This window comes from Novosphingobium sp. 9, from assembly GCF_025340265.1.
Classification (GTDB): Bacteria; Pseudomonadota; Alphaproteobacteria; order Sphingomonadales; family Sphingomonadaceae; genus Novosphingobium.
In genome coordinates this window covers 48557-73793 of sequence record NZ_CP022707.1, presented here as the reverse complement: position 1 = coordinate 73793, position 25237 = coordinate 48557, and the positions used below count along the sequence as shown (strand labels likewise).

Here is a 25237-nt window from a genome sequence, read left to right as displayed (position 1 = left end):
CTGCCGCGCGCCATCGTCGCGCGCCAGTGCCTGCGTCATGCGTCGTTGCCGGCGGCGCGCCGCGCGGCCTCTTCGGCGACCAGTTCCTTCTTCGAAAGCTTGCCGACCATGGTCTTGGGCAGGCTGTCGCGGAATTCGATGGCAGACGGCATCTCGATCTTGTTCAGACGGTCACGCAGGAAATCGAGCAGCTCGTTCTCCTCCAGCAGATCGCCGGGGTGCAGTGCAACAAAGGCCTTGGGCGTCTGGCCGCGATAGGGGTGCGGAATGCCGATCACCACGGCTTCGGCCACCATCGGATGTTCATAGAGCGCGTCCTCGATCACGCGGGGATATACGTTATAGCCGCCGCACAGGATCAGGTCCTTGATGCGATCGACGAGGAAAAGATACCCGTCTTCGTCCAGATAGCCAATATCGCCTGTGCGAAGCGCACCTGCAGCAAAGACCTGCGCGGTATCCTCGGGCCGGTTCCAGTAGCCGGACATGACCTGCGGGCCGCGCGCGCAGACCTCGCCCTTCTCGCCCGGCGGCATCAGGCGGTCCATGTTCTCCGGGTCGCGGATCTCGATCACGGTGCCGGGGAAGGCGGGGCCGCAGGAGTTGTCCTTGACCGTGCCCTCCAGCGGATTGCAGGTGATGATCGGCGAGGCTTCGGACAGGCCGTATCCTTCGACCACGCGCACGCCGGTCTTCTCCTCGAAGGCGCGGCGCACTTCCAGCGGCAGGGGGGCGCCGCCCGAAATGCACACGCGCACATCGTCGAAGGCGCCTGCCAGCGGCTGGTGGTTCAGCGCGGCATAGAGCGTGGGCACGCCGAAGAACTGCGTGGGCCGGGTACGGCGCGCGGTCGCCAGGAACGAGCGCATCTCGAAGCGGGGCAGCAGCACCATTTCGGCAGCCGTATCGACCGAATAGTTGAGCACGGTTGTCAGCGCGAAGACGTGGAACATCGGCAGCACGCCCAGCGTGCGCTCCTGTTTTTCGGGCATGTGGCCGACGTGCGCGATCATCTGCGCCGAATTGGCGGCCAGGTTCGCATGGCTCAGCATCGCGCCCTTGGGAATACCGGTGGTGCCGCCGGTATATTGCAGCACCGCCAGATCGTCGGGCGTCAGATCGACCGGATCGGGATCGTCATGCCGGGCGATCAGATCGTCGAACATCACATAGCGCAGATCATGTGGGACGGTGGCGATATCGGCGCGCTTGAACAGGCGGAAGGCAGTGGCCTTTACGCGGGGCAGGGCATCGGCGAAGGGGCACACGATTACCCGATGGAAGCTGCCCTTGCCGACCAGCGGCGTCAGTTTGGGCAACGAAAGTGCCAGATCGGTGGTGATCACCACGCTCGCCTGCGAATCCGTGACGAGTTGCTCCATCTCACGCGCGGTGTAGAGCGGGTTGAGGTTCACCACCACGCCGCCAACCCGCAGGACCGCGAAGTAGCAGATCACGTACCACGGCGTGTTGGGCAGGCACAGGCCGACGCGGGTGCCCTTGGTCACGCCCAGATCCTGAAGGCCGCGTGCGGCGCGGTGGGCGAGGTCGCCGATTTCGGCATAGCTCCAGCGTCGGCCCATGAAGTCGACCGCCGGCCAGGCGCCGTGGAATTCCACGGCGTGGTCGAGCAGGTCGGTGAGCAGCCGCGGTGCGATCGGCGGCATCTCCTCGCCGGCAAACGGGTTGGGCGACAGGCCCTCGATCGTCACCGCGGCCCCCATCAGAACGCCACCCGCGCGCCGAGCGAGAGCACCCAGGCGGATGCGTCCTGCAATTCGCCGTCGACGAGGATCGGCGTCTGCACCACGGTTCCGGCATAGGCTGCTGTCGTGCGGTTGATCGGCGCGTCCTTGAAGGCGATGTACGAGGCGGCTGCGTCGATCGCGATGCTCTTGCTCATCTGGTAGCTGGTGCCTGCCGAGAAGTTCCAGCGATCCGAATCGGGCACGCGGGCGTCACGCTCGGTGTTGCGTGTCGGCGTGCTGGCGTACTGGACACCGGCACGCAGGGTCCACTTCGGGTTGACGCGGTAATCGATGCCGCCCGCATAGGACCACGAATTGCGGTAGTCTTCGGGGATCGAGGTATTGAGCGGCGCGCCCAGATCGATGGTGTCGAACTTGCTCCAGCCATAGCGCACGACCTGCGCGTTGAGGGTCAGCGCTTCGGTGGCGCGATAGCGGATCGAGCCGACTGCCTGCCAGGGTGTGCTGAACTTGGCCTTGGCGTTGATCGTGCCGTTCTGCGCGGCGAGCGGCCCCAGCAGCCCGTCGATCGTGACGGAGCCTTTGAGCGTGTGCTCGATGCTGGACTTGTAGGCGAGGCCGATCTGCAGCGGGCCGGTCTGGTACTGGACACCGGCCGACCAGCCCACATCCCAGCCCTTGCCTTCCAGCGACTGGTGGCCGTCGGGCAGCGCGGAGGACAGGTTAGGCAGGTAGTTGGACAGCGTGGCGTCCACGTGCTCGACGTTCAGCCCCACGCCGATACGCAGGCCCGGCGTCGGCGCGAAGGCGACCGTGGGCTGAATATCGATGGTGCGCAGCTTGGTCTTGTCCGCCGAATAGCGCGACCAGCTGTCCGAGGCGTAATCGGTGGTGAACGAATAGGGCGAGGTCACCGAGACACCGAAGGCCAGCTTGCCCGTGCCCCAGGCGATGGCGCCCGAGGGCAGGACGCCGTTGTTGATCGGGTTCTTCGCGACAGGATTGCCGCCGACCGCTTCACCGGTGGTGCCGGGGCGCACGACAACCGTGCCGTTGTCCACCACCTTGCCGCGCGGCAGCACGGCGCTGGCGTGGACCGACGCCTCGCCGCCCTGGATTTCGGCGATCGAGGCCGGGTTCCACCAGATCGAATCGATGCCGGTATCGGCAGCTTCGCCCGAGAAGGCGCGGCCCTGTCCGCGTACCGACTGTTCCTGCAGATAGAATGCCTGCGCGTGGGCGGCGCCTGCGCTGGTCAGCGCCATCAGCGATGTGGCGCCTGCCAGAATCAGCCGCGTCGATTTCGTCGTCATCTTGTACTCTCCCATATTATCATGGCCTTGCTGGCCGTTTTATCGCGCCTGTTCAGCGTATCCGCGTCCAGGTCTGGGTCTTGCACAAGGGCCAGACGATGCAGCCCTTGAGCTTGAGCGTGTCGGCTCCGTCAGGCGTGATCGTTGCCTTGTAGGTGCCGCCATCCTCGGGATTGTAGATCGTGCCGCCGCTCCAGACGTTCCCCTTCGACGTGAAACCGCCGCCGAGAATCTGCAGGCCCTTGATCGCACGGCCACGCTTGGTCTGGTCCTTGTTGTTGACGTCGCGCAGGTCCGGGTTGGCCTTCAGGCCATCGGACTCCATCAGCCGACCGCAGATCGAGGCGCCGCATTTCACGATCTCGACCTGCCCGTGCTTGGTGGGGGTGCGCCATGTTCCGAGCACCGAGTCGGGGCTGGCTGCGGAAGCAGGTACGCTTAGCCCTGCTGTCAGCATCGTCAGGGCTGCAAGCCCCGCGATTGCGGGATTCCTGTAAGTCATGAACGACCTTTCCATCCTCTCTCACATCCTTCCCTTTTTCGCTGCGGACTTTGCCGGAGCGGGAAGTGACAAGACGAGGTCTGCCACAAAATTTACTTGACGTATAGGGAAACCTTTGCACCTTTAGGGGAAATAAAGGCTGCCGTTCGGGACTCGCCCGGCCACGGTGTCCGCCCATGGAGAGAGTGCATGAAATCTGTCGTGATCGCGGGCTATGTCCGCTCGCCGTTCCACCTTGCCAACAAGGGCGCGCTGGCCCGCACCCGGCCTGACGATCTGGCCGCGCAAGTGGTGCGCGGGCTGATCGCGAAGACCGGCGTCGCCGCGCAGGATATCGAGGATCTGGTGGTCGGCTGCGCTTTCCCCGAAGGCGAGCAGGGCTTCAACGTCGCGCGGCTGATCGGCCTGCTGGCGGACCTGCCGATCTCTGTGGGCGGGATGACCGTCAACCGTTTCTGCGGCTCGTCGATGAGCGCGATCCATTATGCCTTAGGCCAGATCCAGATCGGCGCGGGCGACGTGTTCGTCTGCGCGGGCGTCGAATCGATGAGCCGGGTGCCGATGATGGGCTTCAACCCGATGCCCAACCCCGAACTTGCCAAGCGCAGCGCCGCCTACATGTCGATGGGCGAGACGGCGGAGAACGTCGCCGAAAAGTACCGGATCGCGCGCACCGAGCAGGAAGCCTTTGCGGTGGAAAGCCAGAAGCGTGCCGGGGCCGCCCGTAGCGAGGGCAGGCTGGTGGACGAGATCGTGTCGATCGAGACCAAGGCCGGGACAGTGACCGAGGACGGCACCATCCGCCCCGAAACCACGGCGGAAGCTCTCGCCGGACTGAAACCCGCGTTCGATGCCAAGGGTTCGGTGACGGCGGGCACCTCCTCGCCGCTGACCGACGGCGCCAGTGCTGTGCTCGTCACCAGCGAGGACTATGCGCGCGCCCACGGCCTGCCGATCCTCGCCCGGATCAAGTCTGTGGCAGTTTCCGGCTGCGCGCCCGAGACGATGGGGCTCGGCCCGATCCTCTCCAGCCGCAAGGCACTGGAACGCGCCGGGATTTCTGCCGCCGATCTCGATGTGGTGGAACTGAACGAGGCCTTCGCCAGCCAGGCGCTCGCGTGTCTGCGCGATCTCGAACTCGATCCCGCCAAGGTGAACATCGATGGCGGCGCCATCGCCATTGGCCATCCGCTGGGCGCCACGGGCGCGCGTATCGTCGGCAAGGCGGCGTCGCTGCTCAAGCGGCAGGGCGGCAAGTACGCGCTCGCCAGCCAGTGCATCGGCGGCGGGCAGGGCATCGCTACCGTTCTGGAGGCAGCGGAATGACCCAGAAAATTCAAAAAGTCTGCGTAATCGGTGCAGGCACCATGGGCGCAGGCATCGCCGCACAGGTCGCCAATGCAGGTGTGCCGGTGCTGCTGCTCGACATCGTGCGTGATCCAGCCAACCGCAACGCCGTGGCAGAAGGCGCGGTGGCGAAGATGCTCAAGACCGAGCCCGCCCCGTTCATGAGCAAGGCTGCGGCCAAGCTGGTCGAAGTCGGCAATATCGAGGACGATCTCGGCAAGATTGCCGAGTGCGACTGGGTGATCGAGGCCGTGCTCGAACGGCTCGACGTGAAGCAGGACCTCTATGCGAAGCTGGAGGCGGTGAAGCGCCCCGGCACGGCGGTTTCATCGAACACCTCGACGATCCCGCTCGGAAAGCTGGTGGAAGGGCGCAGCGAGGCTTTTCGACGCGATTTCCTGATTACCCACTTCTTCAATCCGCCGCGCTACATGCGGCTGATGGAGATCGTCACCGGCCCGGACACCGATACCGCGCTGGCCGAAGCGGTCGAGCGCTTCGCTGACATTTCGCTCGGCAAGACGGTGGTCCATGCCAAGGATACGCCGGGTTTCATCGCCAATCGTATCGGCACGCTGTGGATTCAATTGGGCCTCAACGCGGCGTTCGATCTGGGGCTGTCGGTTGAGGAAGCCGATGCCATCGCGGGCAAGCCCATGGGCGTGCCCAAGACCGGCATCTTCGGTCTCGTCGATCTGGTCGGCATCGATCTGATGCCGCACTTGCAGGCGAGCCTGACCTCGACGCTGCCGGCCGACGATCCCTATCAGAAGATTGCGCGTAGCATTCCGCTGGTCGAGACAATGATTGCGGAGGGCTACACCGGCCGCAAGGGCAAGGGCGGGTTCTATCGTCTGGGCGAGAACCGCCGCCGCGAGGCGATCGATCTTGCCTCCGGCGAATACCGCGAGAAGGTTTCGGCACGCGCGCCGTCCGGTCCGGCAGGGAAGGGCGATCTGAAGGCTCTGGTCGAGGCGAAGGGCAAGGCGGGCGACTATGCCTGGGCCATCCTGGGCGGGACGCTCGGCTATGCGGCCAGCCTCGTGCCTTCTGCCGCCAGCGATGTGGTCGCGGTCGATGACGCGATGAAGCTGGGCTACAACTGGAAGGCCGGCCCGTTCGAGATGATCGACCGGATCGGCGCGAAGTATCTGGCCGAGCGCCTTGCCGCCGAAGGCAAGCCGGTGCCGGAACTTCTCACGCTGGCAGGCGATCGCACGTTCTATCGGATAGAGAACGGCAAGCGCCAGTCCCTCGGCCTCGATGGCGAGTACCACGATATCGTCCGCCCCGAAGGCGTGCTGCGTCTGGAGGACGTGAAGCTGGGCAGCAAGCCGGTGCTGAAGAATGCCTCCGCCGCGCTGTGGGACGTGGGTGATGGCGTCGCCTGCCTCGAATTCACCGGCAAGATGAATGCGCTCGACGGCGAGGTCATGAAGCTGATCGCCGAGGCGCTGCCGCTGGTCGCCAAGCAGTTCAAGGCGCTGGTGATCTACAACGACGGCGCGCATTTCTCGGCAGGCGCGAACCTTGGCCTTGCGCTCTTCGCGCTGAACATTGCGGCCTATGGCGAGATCGAGAAGCTGGTCGGTGGCGGGCAGATGGCCATCAAGGGGCTGAAGTATGCGCCGTTCCCCGTGGTGGGCGCGCCTGCGGGCATGGCGCTGGGCGGCGGCTGCGAAGTGCTGCTCCACTGCGATGCCATTCAGGCGCATGCCGAACTCTATGTCGGTCTGGTCGAATGCGGTGTGGGGCTGATCCCCGGCTGGGGCGGTAATGGCGAGATGCTGGAGCGCTGGCGCAATGCGAAGGGCATGCCCAAGGGGCCGATGCCGCCGGTTGCGAAGGTGTTCGAGATGGTCTCGACCGCGACGGTCTCCAAGTCCGCCGCCAATGCCCGCGAGTTGCAGATCCTGCGCGAGGGCGACGGCGTGACGATGAACCGCGATCGCCTGCTGTACGATGCCAAGCAGAAAGCGCTCTCGCTGGTCGATGGCTATAGCGCGCCTGCTCACCCCGAGTTCCGCCTGCCCGGCGCGAGTGGCCGCGCGGCGCTGTCGCTGGCCGCAGAGGGTTTCCACAAGCAGGGCAAGGCGACCGATTACGACATGGTCGTCTCCGACGCGCTGGCAGGCGTGCTGACCGGCGGCGAGGCCGATGTGGTCGATGTGGTGGGCGAGCAGGATCTGCTGCGGCTGGAGCGCGAGGCCTTCATGAAGCGGGTGCGCGACAATCGCACGGTGGCCCGGATCGAGACGATGCTCGCAACCGGCAAGCCGCTGCGTAATTGATAGATGCTGGTCGGCACCGGCCCTCTCCCCCACCCTGCCACCCGAAGATAGTACCCTATGGGTGGCAGGGTGGGGAGAGGGCCGGTGCCGACCCCCAACCAAAGAGGCGCGCGCCGGATGACGAGACGCGCGCCCGATCCGACGGAGAGTGACAATGCAGGTCTATGAAGCCCCCTTGCGCGACATGAAGTTCGTGCTCCACGAGCTTCACGAGGACGACGGGTTCGGCGGTCTGGAGGCTCTGGAAGAGTTCAGCCCCGATCTGGTCGACGCGGTGCTCGAAGAGGCGGCCAAGGTCGCCAAGGATGTGCTCCTGCCGCTGAATCGTAGCGGCGATATCGAGGGCTGCACGCTGGAAAACGGCGTGGTGCGCACGCCCAAGGGCTTCAAGGAAGCCTATGACATGTTCCGCGAGGGCGGCTGGTGTGCGCTCGCCTCCGATCCCGAATGGGGCGGGCAGGGCTTGCCTGAGACTGTCAACAAGATGACCGAGGAGATGATCTGTTCGACCAATCTTTCCTTCTCGCTCTATCCCGGCCTGACTCACGGCGCGACCACCGCGATCGAGGGTTATGCCAGTGACGAGCTGAAGCAGGCCTACCTGCCCAAGATGGTCGAGGGCACATGGTCGGGCACGATGTGCCTGACCGAACCGCACTGCGGCACCGACCTCGGCATGCTGCGCACCAAGGCCGAGCCGCAGGGCGATGGCTCGTTCAAGGTTTCGGGCGCGAAGATCTTCATCTCGGCGGGCGAGCATGACCTGACCGAGAACATCATTCACCTCGTGCTGGCACGGCTTCCCGATGCGCCCGAAGGCGTGAAGGGGATCAGCCTGCTGCTGGTGCCGAAGTACCTGCCCAAGGAGGATGGCACGCCGGGGCAAGCGAACGGCGTGTCGGTCGCCGCGATCGAACACAAGATGGGCCTCAAGGGCTCGGCCACCTGTCAACTCAACTTCGATGGCTCCACCGGCTGGCTGGTCGGCAAGCCCCACAAGGGCATGGAGGCGATGTTCACGATGATGAACACCGAGCGTGTCTCGGTGGGCGTGCAGGGGCTTGGCGTGGGCGAGGCGGCTTATCAGGCGGCGGTGTGGTATGCCAAGGACCGCCTGCAGGGGCGCTCGCTCTCCGGCGTGAAGAACCCCAAGGGCCCGGCCGACCCGATCATCGTCCACCCCGACGTGCGCCGCATGCTGATGACGATGCGCGCCTACAACGAAGGCTGCCGCGCGATCACCGGCTGGGTCGCCCGCGCGCTCGACGCCGAGAAGCACGCCACCGACCCGGCTGTGAAGCAGAACGCGCAGGACTTCATCGCGCTGATGACCCCGGTGGTGAAGGCGCTGTTTACCGACCTCGGCTTCGAGAGCGCGAACCTTGCGGTGCAGGTTTACGGCGGGCACGGCTACATCGCCGAGAGCGGTGTGGAGCAATATGCCCGCGATGCCCGGATCGCGATGATCTACGAGGGCACCAACGGCATCCAGGCGCTCGATCTGGTCGGTCGCAAGCTGCCCGCGCACATGGGGCGCTATCTGCGCGCGTTCTTCCATCCGGTTGCGGCCTTCATCGAGGCGCACAAGGACGACGAGGGCACCGAGCCCCTGTTCAAGGCGCTTGAGCAGGCGTTCGGGGCACTTCAGCTCTCGACCGGAACGATCGCCCAGAAGGGGCTGAAAGACCCCGAGGAAGCGGGGGCTGCGGCGACCGACTACCTGCGTCTTATGGGGCTTGTCGCGATGGGCCACTGCTTCGCCAAGTCGGTGGTGCTGGCCCGCGCGAAGCTGGCGGAAGGCAGTGCGGAGGCTGGTTTCTACAAGGCCAAGATCACGACGGCGCAGTTCTTCTTCGACCGTATCCTGCCGCAGGCGACGGCGGCCTTCCTGGCGATAAAGTCCGGCAAGGCCTCGATGATGGCCCTCGACGCCGACGAATTCTGAACGATCAGAACGCGCGGCGCAAAGTGATCCCGACGCTCGTCGTGGCGCCGGACTTGGCTTCGAAACTGCGGGTGGCAAACAGGTCCAGATAGAGCCTGTGCGTCACCTGCAGATTGGTGCTGGCACCCACCTCGAACCAGCTGTCGGCGATGTGGTTGCTGGAAATCAGCGTCGCGAAGCTGGTAGCGGTGGCATATTCGGTGGAGGAGTAGCGGATATCGGAGACGGCATTGCTGCTCCAGGCCCGTGTAACCGAAAGGCCGACATAGTTCTCGGCGTGATTTCCGAAAGCGCGATCGAGGCGAAGCGTGCCCGAGGCCGACCAGGTTGGCTCGTCTGTTTCGGCGTCGGTAAGGCCGGAATAGTCAGGCGCGGGGCGCAGCAGCTTGCCATGTGCGTAGGAACCGGTGACGGTGGCCGTCAGATACCACAGCTTGGCGAAGGGTATGATCTTGCCGAAATCGGCGCCGAAGGCCTCGTAATCGCTCGACTTGGCGCCGGTGCTGTCCCGGCTGCCCAGCGAGCTCGAAATCCTGCCGTAGTCCTGAATGCCGAAACTGCCCCAGACATCGGTGACCCAGTTGTGGAAGTTCCCGCCCGCGCCCAGCGTGCCGACGTAATAGGTGGAGGGCAGCGCGGTGTCGGATTGCACCAGCGTTCCTCGATAGCGCATGAACCCGGCCCGAACGTAGGCTTTGCCGACCTGACGACTCAGCGAGAGCGTCTGCCAAGAGCCGTCCGGACCGTCATCGCGCTGGCTTATGCCGCCGGAGGCTTCTGCAGACCAGAGCGGTGCAGCGGTATTGGAATTATCGGAGGCAGCGGGAACCTCGATCTGCCCGTCATCGTCCTTGGCTGGTGCCGCCGCCGCAGGCGCATTGCCCGTCGCCGTGACCAGGGGGGCGCCATTCTCGCTCTGCTGGGCGCAGGCGAGGCCTGGGCACAGCAGGGTGCCTGCCGCCAGAAGGGCGAAACGCGGGACGTGCATTGCGGTCATGCAGCCTTGCGCAGGACCGGTTCCGCCGGACGACGACGGGTCTGTTCGTAGGATGCCGGCAGCGACAGTCGGGCCACGAACCCGTCGCTGGTGTGCTGGAACGTGACGTCCCCGCCGTGCGCTCTTGCAATCGAGCGACAGACGGCGAGGCCCAACCCCGTACCTTTCTGTCCGGATTTGCGTGCGGCTTCGCTGCGATAGAACGGTTCGAACGCGTGGTCGAATTCCTCTTCGGGAATGCCGGTGCCGTTGTCGATGATCTCGACCACGGCTTCGCCGTTGCGCAGGCTCGCGCGCACGCGCACCGGCGTTGCGCCGTACTTGATCGCATTTTCGAGCAGGTTGCCGATCAGGCGCCGGATGCCGACGGGATCGACATCGACCGGAATGTGGGCATTGCGCTCCAGCTTGACGTCGCCGCCGACCAGTTGCGCGTCGTCGACGCTGCGGCTGATCAGGTCCGCGAAATCGAAACGTTCGCGGGGGCCGGGTGTCGAGGCGTCGCGGATGAAGGCAATGACCTGACTGATCATGGCTTCCATTTCGGTGACTTCCCGCAGCAGACCTTCGCGCTGCTCGTCGGGCACGTCCTCGATCCGGAACCGCAGCCGGGTCAGTGGCGTGCGCAGGTCGTGGCTGATCGCGCCGACCATGGCGGTGCGATCGTCAACGAAGGAACGGACCCGGTTGCGCATCTGGTTGAAGGCGTTGGCCGCGCGACCGATTTCGGCGGGGCCGGACAGCGGCAGGATCGTGGCGGAAGGATCGCGTCCCAATTGTTCGGCAGCGCGGGCGAATTCGCGCAAGGGCAGCACGATACGGCGCACGAACATCCATGCGAGGGGGCTGGTGATCAGCAGCGAGAGCGCGAACCACAGCATCACCCGCTTCTGCCAGGCGTTGGGGAACGGTTCCGCGCGTGGCGCAACCGCGATCCAGCGGCCGTCCGGCTGACGGGCGGCAGCGATGAAATCGCCTTCGATGAACGGCGGTGAGGCGAACGCGAACAGGCTCTCGTTCGAGCGGCGGAACGGGATCGGCTGCGGTGTGCCGGCCACAGTGGCATCGAAAGCGGCCTGTCGCGCCAGCGCGGCGCTGCGCTCGACAGAGACAGGATTGAGATCGTCGATCAGTCCGGCTGTCTGGGACGGAACGCTGCTTGCCATGGCGATCGGCGTGCGCACGGTTGGACGACGGATCATATCCGCGCTGTCATCGGCACGGTCAGCCGCTTTTGCTACAGGGCTGTCGATCACGAGCGGCCCTGACAGCCCAGCCGGTCGCGCAGCGTTCAGCGGTGCGGACACGAAGCCCGGAGTGTGTGCCGGGCCCATGCCCTGCGTGCCGACCTCGCCGCCGATGCCGTTACCGATCAGGGCTGAAGCAGGATTCTGTCCAAAATTGGGGATCTGCTGATAGCCGCGATCGGTCACGCTGGAACTGCCCGTTACAAGCGTGCTTTCCGGGCTGGTGCCGGTGAAGCCATTGCCGGGGGTGCGGGAGGGCATGGTGCCGTCCGGGTTCCGGGTTCCGGTCGGCTGGCCGCCGGGGGTAACGCTGCCGCCAGGAAGATGATTGCCGGGAAGGTGTCCGCCGGGGAACCGGCCGCCGGGCATGCCGCCGCCGGGCAATCGTCCGCCCGGCAAACGGCCGCCGGGAAACTGGCCGCCGGGGAAACGCATCGGGCTGGCGCTTTGCCCGATGCTGGGCGGTCCGCCGGGGATGGATTGGGCGTGGGCAACCTCGATCAGCAGCGAGGACAGGCCCAGCCAATGCGGAATGGCCGGACCCGTCGGCGCATTGTCGGCGAAATCGGACAGTGGCGAGCGGGCTTTGGCCGGAACTGCGACACCGCCGACAGGCAACTGGGTATAAAATGCCAGCACCACGTTGCGACGATCAACACCGAGCCGTTTGGCGAGCACATCGCGTGAGGATTCGGATACCAGCCATCCCTCGCCGCTCACATCGGGCGGCCCGGCCATGGTCTTGCGCTCAAGCCGGTCGGCCAGCTGCCGATTGGTGAGCGCATCGACGACCTCGTCGATGCTCCAGCGCGCGGTCGGGCTCGGCGGAAGCATGACCGTGAGGGCCAGCGTTACCAACTGTGCGGCGATGAGCGCGCAGACAAGCATCGCGATCATCTGCACCGCCAGGGGCAGACCTTTCAGGCGCGTGGTGGAAGGAGACTTCATGTGCGCTCCAATGCCACGATTCGGCGTCGAAAACGAGCGGTTGCGCAAGGTGTGTTTCGATCTCGGGCGTTTTGCGAAGCGGGCACAGGAGAGAGGGACACATCCCTCCTGAGCCCGCTCCGCGTCCCCGCCTGCCCGAAAGCGGTGCGGGAACGGTCACCTCGTAAAACCTTCAGGTCAGACCCGAACGTCGCAATCGAAGGCGCGATTCGTTTCGGGCCGACGGCCTGGAGCGGCATCTAGCCGATCCTTGTTGCAATTCCGAGGCCGTTGGAAAGCAGGGCGGGTGCGACAACAATTCCTGCTAAGCCAACGGCCTCGGGGCCGGCAGGGGTCTTGGCGGCAACCCCGGCGCCGGCGGTCTTGCCCGTTTCACAGAATGCCGGATCGTGCGGTATCTCGACGGGGGGCGCCGAAGTTGGTGCACGAAACATCCTGCATAACGGGCCAAGCCTTGCCTGACTGTTCATGCTGTTCTGAGTGCAGGGGGCAGTTTGCTGACCGATTTCAGGTCGGTTTCACACTGTTGCATGACTGTCGCGAGCTGTATCAATCGCTGAAATGCCGCTGGCACGCAGGCTTTCTATCTTGGGGTAATGAGCCTAGAAAATCCCGCGATGGACATGCAGACCCGAATCCTGATCGTCGATGACGACGAAGGTATCCGTTCGCTCATCGGCGAGTTTCTTGCCAAGCACGGGTACGACACCGTAACCGCCGCAGATCCGCCGGCCATGCGCGAGCATCTCGCGCAGGGACGTTTCGATCTGATCGTGCTCGACGTGATGATGCCGCGCGAAGACGGCTTGACCGCGCTTCGCCAGCTGGGGGCCGATGCGCCGCCGGTTATCATGCTGAGCGCGGTCGGCAGCGACGTCGATCGTATCGTCGGCCTGGAGATGGGGGCAGACGATTATCTCGCCAAGCCCTGCAATCCGCGCGAGCTTCTGGCGCGCATTCGGACTGTTCTGCGTCGTCGCGAGACCGGCGCGCCATTGCTCCATCTCGTTGCCGACAATACGATTTCCGCTTCGCCACGCTCAGGCGATAACGAGATCCACTCCGGCGAATGCCTCTATTTCGCCGGTTGGCGGATGGACCTTGGTCTCCGCCTTCTGTTCGATCCGGCGAACCGGCTGATCTCGCTGTCGGATGGTGAGTTCCGTTTGCTGCGCGCCTTTGCCGAGCATCCTCGCCGGGTGCTGACCCGCGACCAGTTGCTCGACTGGTCGCGTGGGGAAGACAGCGAACATTACGATCGCGCGATCGATGTGCAGCTCAGTCGCCTTCGTCGCAAGCTGTCGGATGGCGAGGGTGGTCAGGACATCATCCGCACCGTCCGCAACGAAGGGTATCTCTTCGTTCCCTCGGCATCGACCGAGCCGCAGCCGCGGTGATTCGATAATAATTGCAACAAATGGCCTGCCCGGTGGAAATTCGGGTGGGCCTTTTGGCGTCTTCCGGCCTCTCGCAAACTTTTGCGATGGAGTGGACGTCGCTCTATTTCACCAAATTGTCGCGATTTGTAGCAGTCGCCGTCGGGGCGGTAACAATGCGATGAACTGGTGAAATTTTCCGGCAAATGCCCATGGCCAAACCCCTTCCACCTTGCGGCTTTCCGCCGTGAGAAAGGGGAGGGTTTACCCAATGTACGGCTGTTCGATCGGCAGCGTCGCCATGACTGACATTGTCAGATGGCGAAGCGATCCCGAAGGGCTCCGGCATACCAGGGGACCATCCTGTCATCCGACGCTTGGGTCATCGCGACACTGAGCCTTTCGTCAGATACCATGGGGGTGCTGCGGCGTACCCCTGTTGCCAGACAGTAGAAAGCCAATATGCCCTCTCTCAAGACATCCTCGAGCCTCGGTGCGATGGTGCTGGCTCTTGCCGCCCATCCGGCGCTGGCGGCGACCAAGATCAGCGGCGATTCCACCACCGCGCAGACCACCTCGAGCACCGGCGACCTCACCGTCGCCGATTCCGGCACGCTGACCGTCAAGAGCGGCGCTGCCGTCACGGTAGACAGCAACAACGCAGTCACCAACAACGGCACCATTACGGGCGGCACCGGTGACAGCGCCAGCGCGATCTACGTGAACGCGGGCACCACCTCGACGATCAGCAATGCGGGCACGATTTCGGTTCTCGAGACGTACAACCCGGATGCGACGACGACGAACGTGACGGCCTCGGCCAGCGATCGTTACGGCATTTATGTTGCATCGGGTGCTACCAGTTCCGGGTCGATTTCGAACTCGGGTACGATCTCTGTCGATGGCAACGATTCGGGCGGCATCGTGCTTGCCGGCGACTACACCGGCGATGTGACCCAGACCGAAGACGGCTCGATCAAGGTTCTCGGCAACAACAGTGTAGGTATTTCCACCCAGGCGGTGGATGGCAACGTCGATATCGCAGGCGCCATCACGGCCATTGGCGAGGGAACCAGCGACGTTGCGATCAACGGTGATGTGACCGGCAGCGTGACGCTCGAAGGGACGATCACCAAAAGCTACAGCTACACCGACGATGATGGCTCAACGGTTGTTTTGGGACGTGAAGCCCTTAACGCAGGCACGGCGGCGGTATCGATTGCAGGCAGCGTTGATGGTGGCATCTACATTCCCGACGGTGATGACACGGATGATAACGGTAACGCTGGTTCGATCGTTAACTACGGCAATGGCGCCGCGCTGCTGATCGGTGGCACCAGCGATACCACCATCGGCGGTGTGGTGAGCGACACCGGTACGTATTCGCTGGCGATCGACGGCACTGTGACCAGCAGCTCGTACTACTCGCAGACCGATGCTTATGGCGTGGTCATCGGCGGGCAGGGCGGCAATGTCACGCTGACCGACGGTATCGGCGTCTCGGGCACGCTCACGGCTTCGACCGTGGACAGCAGCTCGACCGCGCTGCTGATCAACTCGGGTTCGACGGTGACCTCGCTGTACAACGAGGGCACGATCTCGGCTGCGGTCTCGGCTGGCGGCGAAGGTTCGGCAACCGCAATTCAGGATCTGTCGGGTACGCTGACCACGGTCAACAACACCGGCTATATCGGCGCGACCGGTACTTCTGGCGATACGCTGACGGCACTCGACCTGTCGGCCAACACCACCGGCGTCACGATCAACCAGTACCTCAACTCCACCGATGCCGCGACCAAGGCCAGCAACGAGGCCGATGGCACGACCGACACGACGGTCTACGCCAGCATCGTCGGCGATATCCATACCGGTTCGGGCGATGACACGATCAACGAAGAGACCGGCCTGATCAATGGCGATACCTACTTCGGTACCGGCAGCGACACGCTGAATGTCTCCAGCGACGCCGAATACGAAGGCGATGTCTACTTCGGCGGCACCGGCACGGCGAACCTCTCCGATACCGCCACGTACACCGGCACGATGGACTTTGCGGGCAACACCGGCACCGTCAACATTTCGGACAGCGCCAAGTACACCGGTAGCTTCTCCAATGCCGGAAATCTCACGGTCAACGTCGATGGCGGCAGCCTGATTTCGGATGCGACAGGCACCGTGAGCTTCAACACGCTCAACGTGACCAATGGCGGCACCTTGGCGATCTATGTCGATGGCGATACCGGAGAAAGCTCAACCTATTCGTTGACCAATGCCAACCTCGGCGACGGTACGCTGATCTCGGCCAATATTTCGAGCCTGGCCAATGCGGAAGGCACCTATACGGTGCTGACGGCGGACAACCTGACGACCACAGGTACGATCAGCTCCAGCGTGCCGTATATCTTCGACGGTACGGTCGCGGTCGATGGCAACAGCGTTGACCTGACGATCTCGCGCAAGACCACTGCGGAACTGGGTCTCACCAGCTCGCAGGCTTCGGCCTGGGATGCGATCTATGCGACCGCGCAGAACGACGACAACATGACGAGCAGCCTGCTCGACGTGGAGGATCAGGCGACGCTGCGCAAGCAGGTGGCCTCGATGCTGCCGGATCATGCAGGCGGTATCTTCGATGCTGTGACTCAGGGCACGCGCCTCGTCTCGCGCCCTGTGGGCGAAGACACCAACCGCTTCAGCATCAGCGATGTCGGCGGCTGGCTGCAGCCGGTCTACTGGCGTGACAGCAAGAGCGCGACGGGCACGGCCAGCTACAAGGACAGCGGCTGGGGTATCACTCTCGGGCTCGAGAAGAAGACCAAGCTGGGCTACTTCGGCGTGTCCTATGCTTACCTGAGCAGCACGGTGAAGGACAACGGTGGGTCGCAGAAGCTCGATCTCGGCCAGAACGACTTCGGTGCCTTCTGGCGCTACGACAAGGGCCCGCTGCTGGCTTACGCGCGGATCGGCGCCTCGAAGGTCTCGGTCGATTCGACACGTACCTACACCGGCACGATCGACGGCACGGACTTCACGGAAAGCGCGGACGGCAAGTGGGGCGGCTGGCTCTACTCCGGCCTGCTTGGCGCAACCTATCGCGCCAAGGTTTCGACCCGCTTCAGCCTGAAGCCCAAGGTCGAACTGGAGCAGTTCTACCTCAAGGAGCGTGGTTACACCGAAACCGGCGATTACGACGCGCTCAACCTGACCGTCGATGGCCGCACCAGCAAGTCGACCACCGCGACCACCACGGTCACGGCGTCCTACTCGCTGGGCAAGATCTCCGAAGACTGGCGTCCGTTGACATTCGAATTCGAAGGTGGTCGCCGTTCGGTGCTCTCGGGCTCGCTGGGTGACACCACGGCGAACTTCGAGGATGGCGATCCGTTCACGATCCAGGCCGACAGCCTGAAGGGCGCCTGGATCGGCGAGGCGCGCATGCTGGCCGGTGGCTACGACTTCACCTGGCAGCTGGCGCTCCGTACCGAACAGGGTTCGGACTATTCGGACTACTCGCTGCGCGCGGGTCTTTCGATCGCCTTCTGATCATAACGGTCCGCCCTCCGAGGGCAGATCTGCGGAACGGAAAAAAGAAGGGGCTCTCCGGCACAGCGGAGGGCCCCTTTTTGGCGTCTGCAGCCTTCAGATGTCAGGCCTTCTCGGCAATCGGCTGAAGCATGGTCAGTTTGCGTTCCCATGTCAGCGCGTGGCCGATCATCGTGTCGAGATCGGCATGACGGGGTACCCATGTCAAAGTCTTCAGAATACGGGAGTTGTCGGAAATCAGGCATCCCGGATCGCCTGCCCGGCGGCCTTCCAGGCGGCGATCGATCTTCGTATTGGTCGCGCGATCGACCGCATCGAGGACTTCGAGCACGGAGAAGCCTCGTCCGTAGCCGCAGTTCAGGGTCAGCGAGCGCGTCGGCTGCGCGATCAGGGCTTCGAGAGCCAGGACATGCGCGGCGGCGAGGTCTGAGACATGGATATAGTCGCGCACTCCGGTGCCGTCTGGCGTATCGAAATCGGTCCCGAACACGCCGACGTGCTCTCGCTTGCCGAGGGCGGCTTCGACGGCGACCTTGATCAGGTGGGTGGCTCCGGCGGTCGACTGGCCTGCGCGTCCCTGCGGGTCCGCTCCGGCGACGTTGAAATAGCGCAGCGCGCCGTAATTGAAGGGAGCAGCACGGGACACATCGCCGAGCATGATCTCGGTCATCAGCTTCGACATGCCATAAGGGTTGATCGGAAGTTGCGGGGTGTCTTCGGTGACGGCGGCGACCGATGGCGTTCCATAAGTGGCGGCCGTCGAACTGAAGATGAAGTGGGGGACCGATGCCGCAACGCATGCAGCGATTAGGGTGCGGCTCCGGGCCGTGTTGTTGTGGTAGTATTTCAGCGGATCGGACACCGATTCCGGGACAACCACGGATCCTGCGAAGTGCATCACCGCACCAACACGCTGTTCGGCAAATATCCGCGCCAGCAACGCAGTGTCCTCGATGTCTCCCTCATAGAACGGGACGTCGTGCGGCACAGCGAAGCGGAAGCCCGTTACCAGATTGTCGATCACGCATACCGGCCAACCGGCATCCTGCAGCGCGAGCACGGTATGGCTGCCGATATAGCCCGCGCCGCCGGTCACGAGTACGGTAGGTTTGCTGGTCATCATATGTCCTCGTCCATCGCCCGAGCCCGATAGTTCAGGGATATGGGCTGGCCTGCCTCGCCTCAAGCCTGTAGCGCGAACAGGTTAGATTTTCGTAAGCCCGCCTTCATGAATGATCGCTAAAGGCAGGCGCAAGCGGCCTCTGTTTCAGGGGGCCACAGGAATAAGGTGCCAAGGTGACGACAGTTTCCGATCTCTCTTTGAAAGGCAGGATTCTGGTGACAGGCGCTGCCGGGTTCATCGGCGCCGCTGTCTCCGAGGCGCTTGTCGCGCGGGGACAGGCTGTCATCGGCATCGACAATCTCAACGAATACTATCCGGTTGCGCTCAAGCATGCGCGTCTGGAGCGGCTGGAAGAGCAGGCGGGGAACGCGTTCTGCTTCCGGCATATCGACTTCTCCGACATGGCAGCCTTGAACGCGGGGCTGGAGGGCGAGGACTTTACGTCGGTCATCCACCTGGGGGCGCAAGCAGGCGTGCGCTATTCGCTCGAAAATCCGCAGGCCTATGTGGCTTCCAATCTGGCGGGCCACGTCAACATGCTCGAACTCGCAAGGGCGCGGCAGGTCGGGCACATGGTCTATGCCAGCTCCAGTTCGGTCTATGGCGGCAATGTGAAGCAGCCCTTCGCGGTGGAGGATCGCACAGATCACCCCGTATCGCTCTATGCCGCGACCAAGCGCGCCGACGAGCTGATGAGCGAGACTTATGCCCATCTGTTCCGCATCCCGTTGACGGGGCTACGTTTCTTCACGGTCTATGGGCCTTGGGGGCGTCCTGACATGGCGCTCTGGAAGTTCACCGAGCGGATGCTCGCCGGGCGCCCGATCGAGGTCTACAATCATGGGCGGATGCACAGGGACTTCACCTATATCGACGATATTGTCGCCGGAGTCCTTGCCTGCCTCGACCGCCCGCCGCTCGATGACGGTGCGGTGAAACCGGGGGGTCTTCGAAACCGCATGCGGTCTACAACATCGGCAACAATCGCCCGGAAGAACTGCTTCGCGTGATTTCCGTGCTGGAAGAGGCCTGCGGGGTTAAGGCGAACATGCAGATGCTGCCGATGCAGCCCGGCGATGTTCCTGCGACCTATGCCGATATCGACGCGCTTGTGCGGGACACCGGCTATTCGCCGCGGACCTCTGTCGAGGTTGGAATTCCGCGCTTCGTCGATTGGTATCGCGCCTATCATGGGCGCGACTGATAGCGGCACTGCACGCATTTTGCCTTCCACGCCCGCCGGGTGTAGGGGGCGCATGAAACCTGAAATCAAGGTGTTTGCATGAAGATTGCCATGGTGGGGTCGGGCTATGTCGGCCTCGTATCCGGAGCCTGTTTCGCCGACTTCGGTCATGATGTCGTCTGTATCGACAAGGACCAGTCTAAGATCGATCGCCTGCACGACGGGGTGATGCCGATCTACGAGCCGGGGCTTGCCGCGCTGGTCGGCAGCAACGTGCAGGCAGGCCGTCTTTCGTTCACCACCGATCTTGCCGAGGGCATTCGCGGCGCCGATGCGATCTTCATCGCGGTCGGCACGCCTTCGCGCCGCGGTGACGGGCATGCCGACCTGTCGTTCGTCTACGCGGTTGCGCGCGAGGTGGGCGAGGCGCTTGAAGGCGATGCGGTCGTGGTCACGAAGTCGACCGTGCCGGTCGGCACCGGCGACGAGGTCGAGCGGATCCTGCGCGACAGCGGCACCCCGCACCGCGTGGCGGTCGTCTCCAATCCCGAATTTCTGCGTGAAGGCGCCGCGATCGGCGATTTCAAGCGTCCCGACCGCATCGTCCTCGGCGTCGAGGACGATTTCGGGCGCGAGGTGATGCACGAAGTCTATCGTCCGCTGTTCCTCAACGAATCGCCGATCCTGTTTGTCTCGCGCCGTTCCGCCGAACTCATCAAGTACGCTGCGAACGCCTTTCTCGCGACCAAGATCACCTTCATCAACGAGATGGCGGACTTGTGCGAGAAGGTCGGCGGCAATGTCCAGGACGTGGCGCGCGGGATCGGCCTCGATGGCCGTATAGGCTCGAAATTCCTGCACGCGGGGCCGGGCTATGGCGGCTCGTGCTTCCCCAAGGACACGCTGGCCCTGCTCAAGACCGCCGAGGACTATGACAGTCCGGTGCGCATCGTTGAGGCGGTGGTGAAGGTCAACGAAAGCCGCAAGCGGGCGATGGGTCGCAAGGTTATCGAGGCGCTCGGCGGGCCAGAGGCGGCGCGCGGCAAGCGCGTGGCGCTGCTGGGGCTGACGTTCAAGCCCAACACCGATGATATGCGCGATTCGCCTGCCATCGCGGTAGCGCAGACGCTTGAGGATGCCGGTGTCGCCGTTGCGGCCTACGACCCCGAGGGTATGGAGCAGGCGCGGCCGCTGATGCCGGGCGTGGAGATGCACAAGGGCACCTACGAGGCGATCGAAGGGGCCGATGCGGTGGTGATCGCCACCGAGTGGGATGCGTTCCGCGCGCTCGACTTCCAGCGCGTGCGTCAACTCGCCAAGGCGCCGGTGCTGGTGGACTTGCGCAACATCTACAAGCCCGACGCGGTTCGTGCGCTGGGCTTCAGCTATTCGTCGGTCGGGCGCGAATAACCGATCTGCGCTGCCGGCAGTGTCCCGTCCGCATAGCGTGACAGCGGGCACTGTACGGCAGGCAGCGCTGCGCGCATCCGGGCGATGCGGTCCTTGACCGACCCATGCGTTGGGTCAGAGAAGATCCAGCCGAACGGACGCTCGCGAAAGCGCACCCAGAACTGCAGCCCGCGCCCCACATCGTAACCGGCGCACTTGGCCAGCGCCATTCCCAGGAGATCGGCTTGCTCTTCCTGCTGGCGGATCGCCGTGACGTTATGCAGGTCGCGATGGTGGTCGATCACGTGTCCGTATTCGTGTCCCAGCAGGAGGGCGAGTTCATCGTCGTTGTGCATCCCGGCAATGGTATCGGTCCCGATGGCGACATTGCGGGCATCGCTCTGCAGGTCGAGGCCTCCCGTTGTTTCGACAATGGCCTTGCCTGCGCAGACCCGCTGTGCCGTGACTTTCAGGTCTCGTGTCCCGGTGCCGCGAATGACGGAGATTGAAATCGTATGCCCTTCAGGAACCTTGGAAAACTGATCAAGTAATGCGTCGGATAACAGAGCTGGATCGGGGGTATTCGCCTTGATCTTGGCGATGGGAACGCCATCAATGGCTGCGATGTTATCGCCGATCTGTATGCCGGCGCGTGCAGCCGGACTATCGGGCGCAACGGATACCACTTGTGGCATCTCGCCCATATGGACAGTTGCGTATAGTTGTTTCCAGAGCTTGCTCTGGTAAGCCTCGCGGTTATCTGTTGATATACCTATATCTGTGGAAGTACGTGTGCATAATCCAGCGGCCTGATTTTTGAGTTTCCAGCTTATAATGTTAACTCTGTTCATGTATTCATGAATTAGTATCGTCCATGGTTGTTGTTCTGTGTTGTTGGCGTGAGCGCCATTTTCGGTTGATGCACTGATTAATATCAGTGTAATGATAAATTTTATGGACGATGATTTCACTTTGGAACCGTCGCATTATTTGTTGCGTTGCGTTGTGCGGTGCAGTATATATATTGCTCCGGAATACGTCCAGCATTGGGTACTAATGGAGGCGCCCCATGAAATTTGGTAAGATTCTCACCTCGGTTGCTGCAGTGGGCCTGGTTGCCGCTCCGGCGATCGCACAGGCCGGCACCAAGGCTTCGTCGGCCATGCCGGTTCGTGCCTCGGCTTCGGTCAAGGGCAGCCACAAGGCAAGCGGCGGCACGTTCGTGCTTGCTGGCCTTGGTGTCGCTGCGGCGGCTGGCGGTATCTATGCCGCCACCAAGAGCCACCACGACAACAAGTCGGACGGCGCACAGTAAGGCTCCTTAGCCTTCTGTTTGCCGGCCGATAACGGTTGGAATAGCCTCGGTTGCTTTGAGTGGCCGAGGCTATTTTTTTGCGCATGGCACGTGCAGTACAGTCGGCCGCATCGCCGCAAAGCGAGTAACGGGCCTTTCGCTCCCCGAAATTGTTGCGGCTGTGGAGTGCAAACTTCTCGCCTAGCTGTTAGGCGTTTTCCATTAAGGCTCGCGCGACGGGCTTTTGCTGATGAGGTGCCTTGTGCCGTCCAATCCCATTCCCGTTCCGGGGCCCGGCACGGTTCCGCTGCAGCCGAGGCACCGCGCCGATATCGGTCCGCGTGGAAGGCCTGGCGGTACGGTGCAGGCAGCGGTCGCGCAGCCACAACTGACCTATCTGGCAATTACGATTGCCGTTTCGCTGCTTCCGCCGCAATTCGCCCTCAATCTGGGGGCGGTCTTGCCGCTGTACCGCTTCTTCCTGCTGGCTGCGATCCCCTGGCTGGCCTTCGATCTCGTAAAGGGGCGTGCCCCGGTGCGAAATATCGACCTGCTGATCCTGGCCCTGTGTGGCTGGATTTTCGTGTCGGTCGCCGTTGTCCAGGGGCTCGATCATGCGGTGAACTCGGGCGGATCCATGGCAGTGGACATCGGCGTCGCCTACTGTCTGGCAGCGTGGAATATCCGCAGCTTCCGAGATGTGCGGCGTTTGCTGGTGATGATCGCCATTCCGTATTTTCTCGCGACGGTGTTCATGCCGCTGGAATCGGTTACGCGGCATTACATTGTGCAGCCGTTGGCGGTTAAGGTCGCCGGCAATGCGCAAATGAATATCGATACGTATGACTCCCCAGACAGGCTCATGCGCTTCGGACTTCTGCGTGCAATGGGGCCGTGGGCTCACCCGATTCTGGCCGGTCTGATCCTCAGCAGCCTGCTGCCTTTCGCCTGGCGCGGGTCCGTGCGCGGATGGCCTCGTACGATGCTGATGGTGAGTGGCCTGTTCTCGCTCTTTTCGATCAGTTCTTCGGCATTCTTCGCGTTGTTCGTTCAGACTGTTCTGCTGATATACGACCGGCTTGTCCGCAAGGTGCCGCAGTTGAGCTGGTCCAAGTTTTTCTGGGCCGCGATCATTTTTGCGATCGCCGCCGAAGTGGGGACCAAGCGCGGGCTCTGGGGTATGCTGCAGATGGCGGCGCTCAACGGCGGAAGCGCCTACTATCGCACCCTCATCTGGCGGTACGGCTCTGCCAGCGTCGTCGACCACCCCTGGTTCGGCGTTGCCTGGGGGCCTTGGCAGCACGAGTCGTGGATGACCGATTCCATCGACAACTATTGGTTGAACGTTGCGGTGCAGTTCGGTTTTCCTGCCGTCGTTTTCGCTCTGGCCGTGCCGGTGGTCACGATCGTCTCGCTGATCCGGTCTGCCCGCAGCGAGCGGGGGCAGGATCGCGATCTGGTCGTGGCTGCGGCAATCAGCCTGGCGGTGCTGGTGTTCGGGCTCGTCAGCGTGTCCGTCTGGCTGAACGCACAGGTCTGGCTCTCCGTGCTTATGGGGGTGTGCGCTGCAATTGCCCGTATTGCCAAGGGACGCCGCCCCGTACGTCGGCCTGTACTTGGCAATCGATAGATCGTCCGCGCCGCGTGCGCAGGACATTCCAGTATCAGCCGTTCAAAGAGGGGAATCACATTGAAAATTGTCATTTTCGGGATCGGGTATGTCGGGCTGACGTCAGCGGCCTGTCTGATCAACGATGGGCACGATGTGACCGGTATCGATATCAGCGCCAGCAAGGTCGCTCAGGTCAATGCGGGTAAAAGCCCGATCTTCGAACCCGGCCTTGAAGAGCTGCTGGCAAAGGGGGTCGCCGAAGGTCGTCTGCGGGCGAGCCAGGAGGTTGGCGATCACTTGCGCGATGCGGATATTGCCATCGTATGCGTCGGTACGCCCAGCGCGGTCGATGGCTCCCACAACATGGGTTTCATCGCCGAAGTCTCCCGGCAGATCGCGGTCGCAGTCGCGCCGCTGGACCGGGCAGGAAATCCGCTTACGGTCATGTATCGTTCGACGATGCGCCCCGGTTCTATCGACCGGCTGATCGCGCCGATCTTCCGCAACTTCCTCGGCGGCGATGAAGGTGTTGTGGAACTGGTCTACAATCCCGAGTTTCTTCGGGAATCGACCGCTATCAAGGATTACTACGCACCCCCAAGATCGTGGTGGGAACCCGCGACGGGACGCTGAGCGCGAATGTAGCGCGCCTCTATGCCGGTATCGATGCGCCAACGTTCGTCGTGGGGTATCGGGAAGCCGAAATCACCAAGTTCGTCGACAACACCTTCCATGCGTTGAAAGTGGCCTTCGCCAACGAACTGGGCCGCATCTGCGATGCCGAAGGCGTAAGTGCAGCGCAGGTCCATGAAATCTTCGTGGCGGATACGAAGCTCAACATTTCGCCGTACTATCTGCGTCCGGGCGGCGCTTTTGGTGGCTCCTGCCTGCCCAAGGATGTGCGCGCGCTCACGTACCTTTCGAACGAGGCCGGGGCGCAGACCTTCGTGGTCGATGCGATCATGCGGTCCAACGAAGCGCACAAGCTGTTCATTTTCGAACGGTCGATCAATGGGCTGGCACCGGGCGCGAAGGTGCTGCTCAACGGTCTGGCCTTCAAGAAGAACAGCGATGACCTGCGGGAAAGCCCGAATGTCGATCTGGCTCGACGCCTTCTGAACGCGGGTTACGATCTGAAGATCTGGGACCCCCAGATCAAGCCGGACGCGTTGACCGGGCAAAATCTGGGTTACAGCTTCGCGCATCTGCCGGAGATGGACAGCGTTATGGTGTGGGACAAGGCGGAACTGGCGTCTGCCGGGTTCGCAAGAGTCATCGATGCCCGCGGCAATGCCGCAGATCTGGGTCTGGACGATGTCGATACCCTCAAGGTTCACGACTTCCATTGAGCAGGCAGCACCGGTGCGCGCGGAATATTCGTCCGAGGCGTGCCGGTGCTGGAACGGCACGATCGTGAC

The 25237-nt window shown here is 63.2% G+C and carries 17 protein-coding genes and 1 pseudogene; 11 read left to right on the top strand and 7 right to left on the bottom strand.

Translation table 11 applies throughout. The features are described 5' to 3' along the window. Positions 1 to 35 precede the first annotated feature (35 nt). The 3 genes from CI805_RS00300 to CI805_RS00290 are packed head-to-tail and all read right to left on the bottom strand — an operon-like array spanning position 36 to position 3479. Positions 36 to 1724: a long-chain-fatty-acid--CoA ligase gene (locus CI805_RS00300; RefSeq protein WP_260924922.1), complete on the bottom strand. Its 1689-nt coding sequence runs from the start codon at positions 1722 to 1724 to the stop codon at positions 36 to 38. Further along, positions 1724 to 3022 (bottom strand): OmpP1/FadL family transporter, encoded by a 1299-nt coding sequence (locus CI805_RS00295; RefSeq protein WP_260924920.1) that lies wholly within the window; start codon positions 3020 to 3022, stop codon positions 1724 to 1726. The genes CI805_RS00300 and CI805_RS00295 overlap by 1 nt, the downstream gene beginning before the upstream one ends. A 52-nt stretch (positions 3023 to 3074) precedes the next feature. Next, a complete protein-coding gene (locus CI805_RS00290) occupies positions 3075 to 3479 on the bottom strand; it encodes a DUF2147 domain-containing protein (RefSeq protein ID WP_409934958.1) in 405 nt (134 codons plus the stop codon). A 234-nt stretch (positions 3480 to 3713) separates the two neighbouring features. On the opposite strand from CI805_RS00290, the gene CI805_RS00285 reads away from it, so the two are divergent. The 3 genes from CI805_RS00285 to CI805_RS00275 all read left to right on the top strand — a co-directional run bounded on the left by CI805_RS00285 (position 3714) and on the right by CI805_RS00275 (position 9107). After that, positions 3714 to 4850, top strand: a complete 1137-nt coding sequence (locus CI805_RS00285; RefSeq protein WP_260924912.1) for a thiolase family protein — start codon at positions 3714 to 3716, stop codon at positions 4848 to 4850. Beyond that, entirely contained in the window at positions 4847 to 7162 is a 2316-nt protein-coding gene (locus tag CI805_RS00280; RefSeq protein ID WP_260924910.1) for a 3-hydroxyacyl-CoA dehydrogenase/enoyl-CoA hydratase family protein, read from the top strand. Before CI805_RS00285 ends, CI805_RS00280 begins: the two co-directional genes overlap by 4 nt. A gap of 154 nt (positions 7163 to 7316) precedes the next feature. Continuing rightward, positions 7317 to 9107 (top strand): acyl-CoA dehydrogenase C-terminal domain-containing protein, encoded by a 1791-nt coding sequence (locus CI805_RS00275; protein ID WP_260924908.1) that lies wholly within the window; start codon positions 7317 to 7319, stop codon positions 9105 to 9107. Positions 9108 to 9111: 4 nt separating this feature from the next. Here the strand turns inward: CI805_RS00275 and CI805_RS00270 are convergent, their stop codons facing one another. Both CI805_RS00270 and CI805_RS00265 read right to left on the bottom strand, forming a co-directional pair. Beyond that, positions 9112 to 10104 carry an autotransporter outer membrane beta-barrel domain-containing protein gene (locus tag CI805_RS00270; protein ID WP_260924906.1) on the bottom strand — a complete coding sequence of 331 codons (993 nt, stop codon included), beginning with the start codon at positions 10102 to 10104 and terminating at the stop codon, positions 9112 to 9114. Next, complete coding sequence (locus tag CI805_RS00265) at positions 10101 to 12299, bottom strand: ATP-binding protein (protein WP_260924904.1); 2199 nt, start codon at positions 12297 to 12299, stop codon at positions 10101 to 10103. The genes CI805_RS00270 and CI805_RS00265 overlap by 4 nt, the downstream gene beginning before the upstream one ends. A 617-nt stretch (positions 12300 to 12916) precedes the next feature. On the opposite strand from CI805_RS00265, the gene CI805_RS00260 reads away from it, so the two are divergent. Together CI805_RS00260 and CI805_RS00255 are read left to right on the top strand one after the other, a co-directional pair. After that, the gene (locus tag CI805_RS00260; RefSeq protein ID WP_260928004.1) at positions 12917 to 13696 is read left to right on the top strand and encodes a response regulator; all 780 of its coding nucleotides are present in this window, start codon (positions 12917 to 12919) and stop codon (positions 13694 to 13696) included. Between the two features lie 441 nt (positions 13697 to 14137). Further along, positions 14138 to 17218, top strand: coding sequence for an autotransporter domain-containing protein (locus tag CI805_RS00255; RefSeq protein WP_260924902.1), 3081 nt, complete (start codon positions 14138 to 14140; stop codon positions 17216 to 17218). A gap of 103 nt (positions 17219 to 17321) precedes the next feature. On the opposite strand, the gene galE is transcribed toward CI805_RS00255, so the two are convergent. Beyond that, on the bottom strand, positions 17322 to 18338 hold the full coding sequence (galE, locus tag CI805_RS00250) for a UDP-glucose 4-epimerase GalE (RefSeq protein ID WP_260928003.1): 1017 nt from the start codon (positions 18336 to 18338) through the stop codon (positions 17322 to 17324). Positions 18339 to 18538: 200 nt separating this feature from the next. On the opposite strand from galE, the pseudogene CI805_RS00245 reads away from it, so the two are divergent. Next, positions 18539 to 19545, top strand: a pseudogene (locus CI805_RS00245) (NAD-dependent epimerase/dehydratase family protein). A 78-nt stretch (positions 19546 to 19623) separates the two neighbouring features. Then, entirely contained in the window at positions 19624 to 20934 is a 1311-nt protein-coding gene (locus CI805_RS00240) for a UDP-glucose dehydrogenase family protein (protein ID WP_260924900.1), read from the top strand. On the opposite strand, the gene CI805_RS00235 is transcribed toward CI805_RS00240, so the two are convergent. Then, positions 20910 to 21884, bottom strand: coding sequence for a PDZ domain-containing protein (locus CI805_RS00235; RefSeq protein WP_260924899.1), 975 nt, complete (start codon positions 21882 to 21884; stop codon positions 20910 to 20912). The genes CI805_RS00240 and CI805_RS00235 overlap by 25 nt on opposite strands. A gap of 98 nt (positions 21885 to 21982) precedes the next feature. Here CI805_RS00235 and CI805_RS00230 point away from each other — a divergent pair, with 98 nt between their 5' ends. From CI805_RS00230 to CI805_RS00215, 4 genes are all read left to right on the top strand, one after another. Continuing rightward, positions 21983 to 22228 (top strand): hypothetical protein, encoded by a 246-nt coding sequence (locus CI805_RS00230; protein WP_260924897.1) that lies wholly within the window; start codon positions 21983 to 21985, stop codon positions 22226 to 22228. Between the two features lie 241 nt (positions 22229 to 22469). Continuing rightward, the gene (locus CI805_RS00225; RefSeq protein WP_260924895.1) at positions 22470 to 23837 is read left to right on the top strand and encodes an O-antigen ligase family protein; all 1368 of its coding nucleotides are present in this window, start codon (positions 22470 to 22472) and stop codon (positions 23835 to 23837) included. A gap of 60 nt (positions 23838 to 23897) precedes the next feature. Continuing rightward, positions 23898 to 24452 carry a hypothetical protein gene (locus CI805_RS00220; protein ID WP_260924893.1) on the top strand — a complete coding sequence of 185 codons (555 nt, stop codon included), beginning with the start codon at positions 23898 to 23900 and terminating at the stop codon, positions 24450 to 24452. Beyond that, on the top strand, positions 24425 to 25168 hold the full coding sequence (locus CI805_RS00215) for a UDP binding domain-containing protein (RefSeq protein ID WP_260924891.1): 744 nt from the start codon (positions 24425 to 24427) through the stop codon (positions 25166 to 25168). Before CI805_RS00220 ends, CI805_RS00215 begins: the two co-directional genes overlap by 28 nt. Positions 25169 to 25237 lie beyond the last annotated feature (69 nt).

What these genes read in the sequence shown, in the direction of transcription:
- CI805_RS00295 (WP_260924920.1), bottom strand. Translation starts at nt 3,022, where the DNA reads ATGACGACGAAATCGACGCGGCTGATTCTGGCAGGCGCCACATCGCTG.
- galE (WP_260928003.1), bottom strand. Translation starts at nt 18,338, where the DNA reads ATGACCAGCAAACCTACCGTACTCGTGACCGGCGGCGCGGGCTATATC.
- CI805_RS00290 (WP_409934958.1), bottom strand. Translation starts at nt 3,479, where the DNA reads ATGCTGACAGCAGGGCTAAGCGTACCTGCTTCCGCAGCCAGCCCCGAC.
- CI805_RS00265 (WP_260924904.1), bottom strand. Translation starts at nt 12,299, where the DNA reads ATGAAGTCTCCTTCCACCACGCGCCTGAAAGGTCTGCCCCTGGCGGTG.
- CI805_RS00300 (WP_260924922.1), bottom strand. Translation starts at nt 1,724, where the DNA reads ATGGGGGCCGCGGTGACGATCGAGGGCCTGTCGCCCAACCCGTTTGCC.
- CI805_RS00285 (WP_260924912.1), top strand. Translation starts at nt 3,714, where the DNA reads ATGAAATCTGTCGTGATCGCGGGCTATGTCCGCTCGCCGTTCCACCTT.
- CI805_RS00280 (WP_260924910.1), top strand. Translation starts at nt 4,847, where the DNA reads ATGACCCAGAAAATTCAAAAAGTCTGCGTAATCGGTGCAGGCACCATG.
- CI805_RS00275 (WP_260924908.1), top strand. Translation starts at nt 7,317, where the DNA reads ATGCAGGTCTATGAAGCCCCCTTGCGCGACATGAAGTTCGTGCTCCAC.
- CI805_RS00255 (WP_260924902.1), top strand. Translation starts at nt 14,138, where the DNA reads ATGCCCTCTCTCAAGACATCCTCGAGCCTCGGTGCGATGGTGCTGGCT.
- CI805_RS00260 (WP_260928004.1), top strand. Translation starts at nt 12,917, where the DNA reads ATGGACATGCAGACCCGAATCCTGATCGTCGATGACGACGAAGGTATC.
- CI805_RS00240 (WP_260924900.1), top strand. Translation starts at nt 19,624, where the DNA reads ATGAAGATTGCCATGGTGGGGTCGGGCTATGTCGGCCTCGTATCCGGA.
- CI805_RS00230 (WP_260924897.1), top strand. Translation starts at nt 21,983, where the DNA reads ATGAAATTTGGTAAGATTCTCACCTCGGTTGCTGCAGTGGGCCTGGTT.
- CI805_RS00270 (WP_260924906.1), bottom strand. Translation starts at nt 10,104, where the DNA reads ATGACCGCAATGCACGTCCCGCGTTTCGCCCTTCTGGCGGCAGGCACC.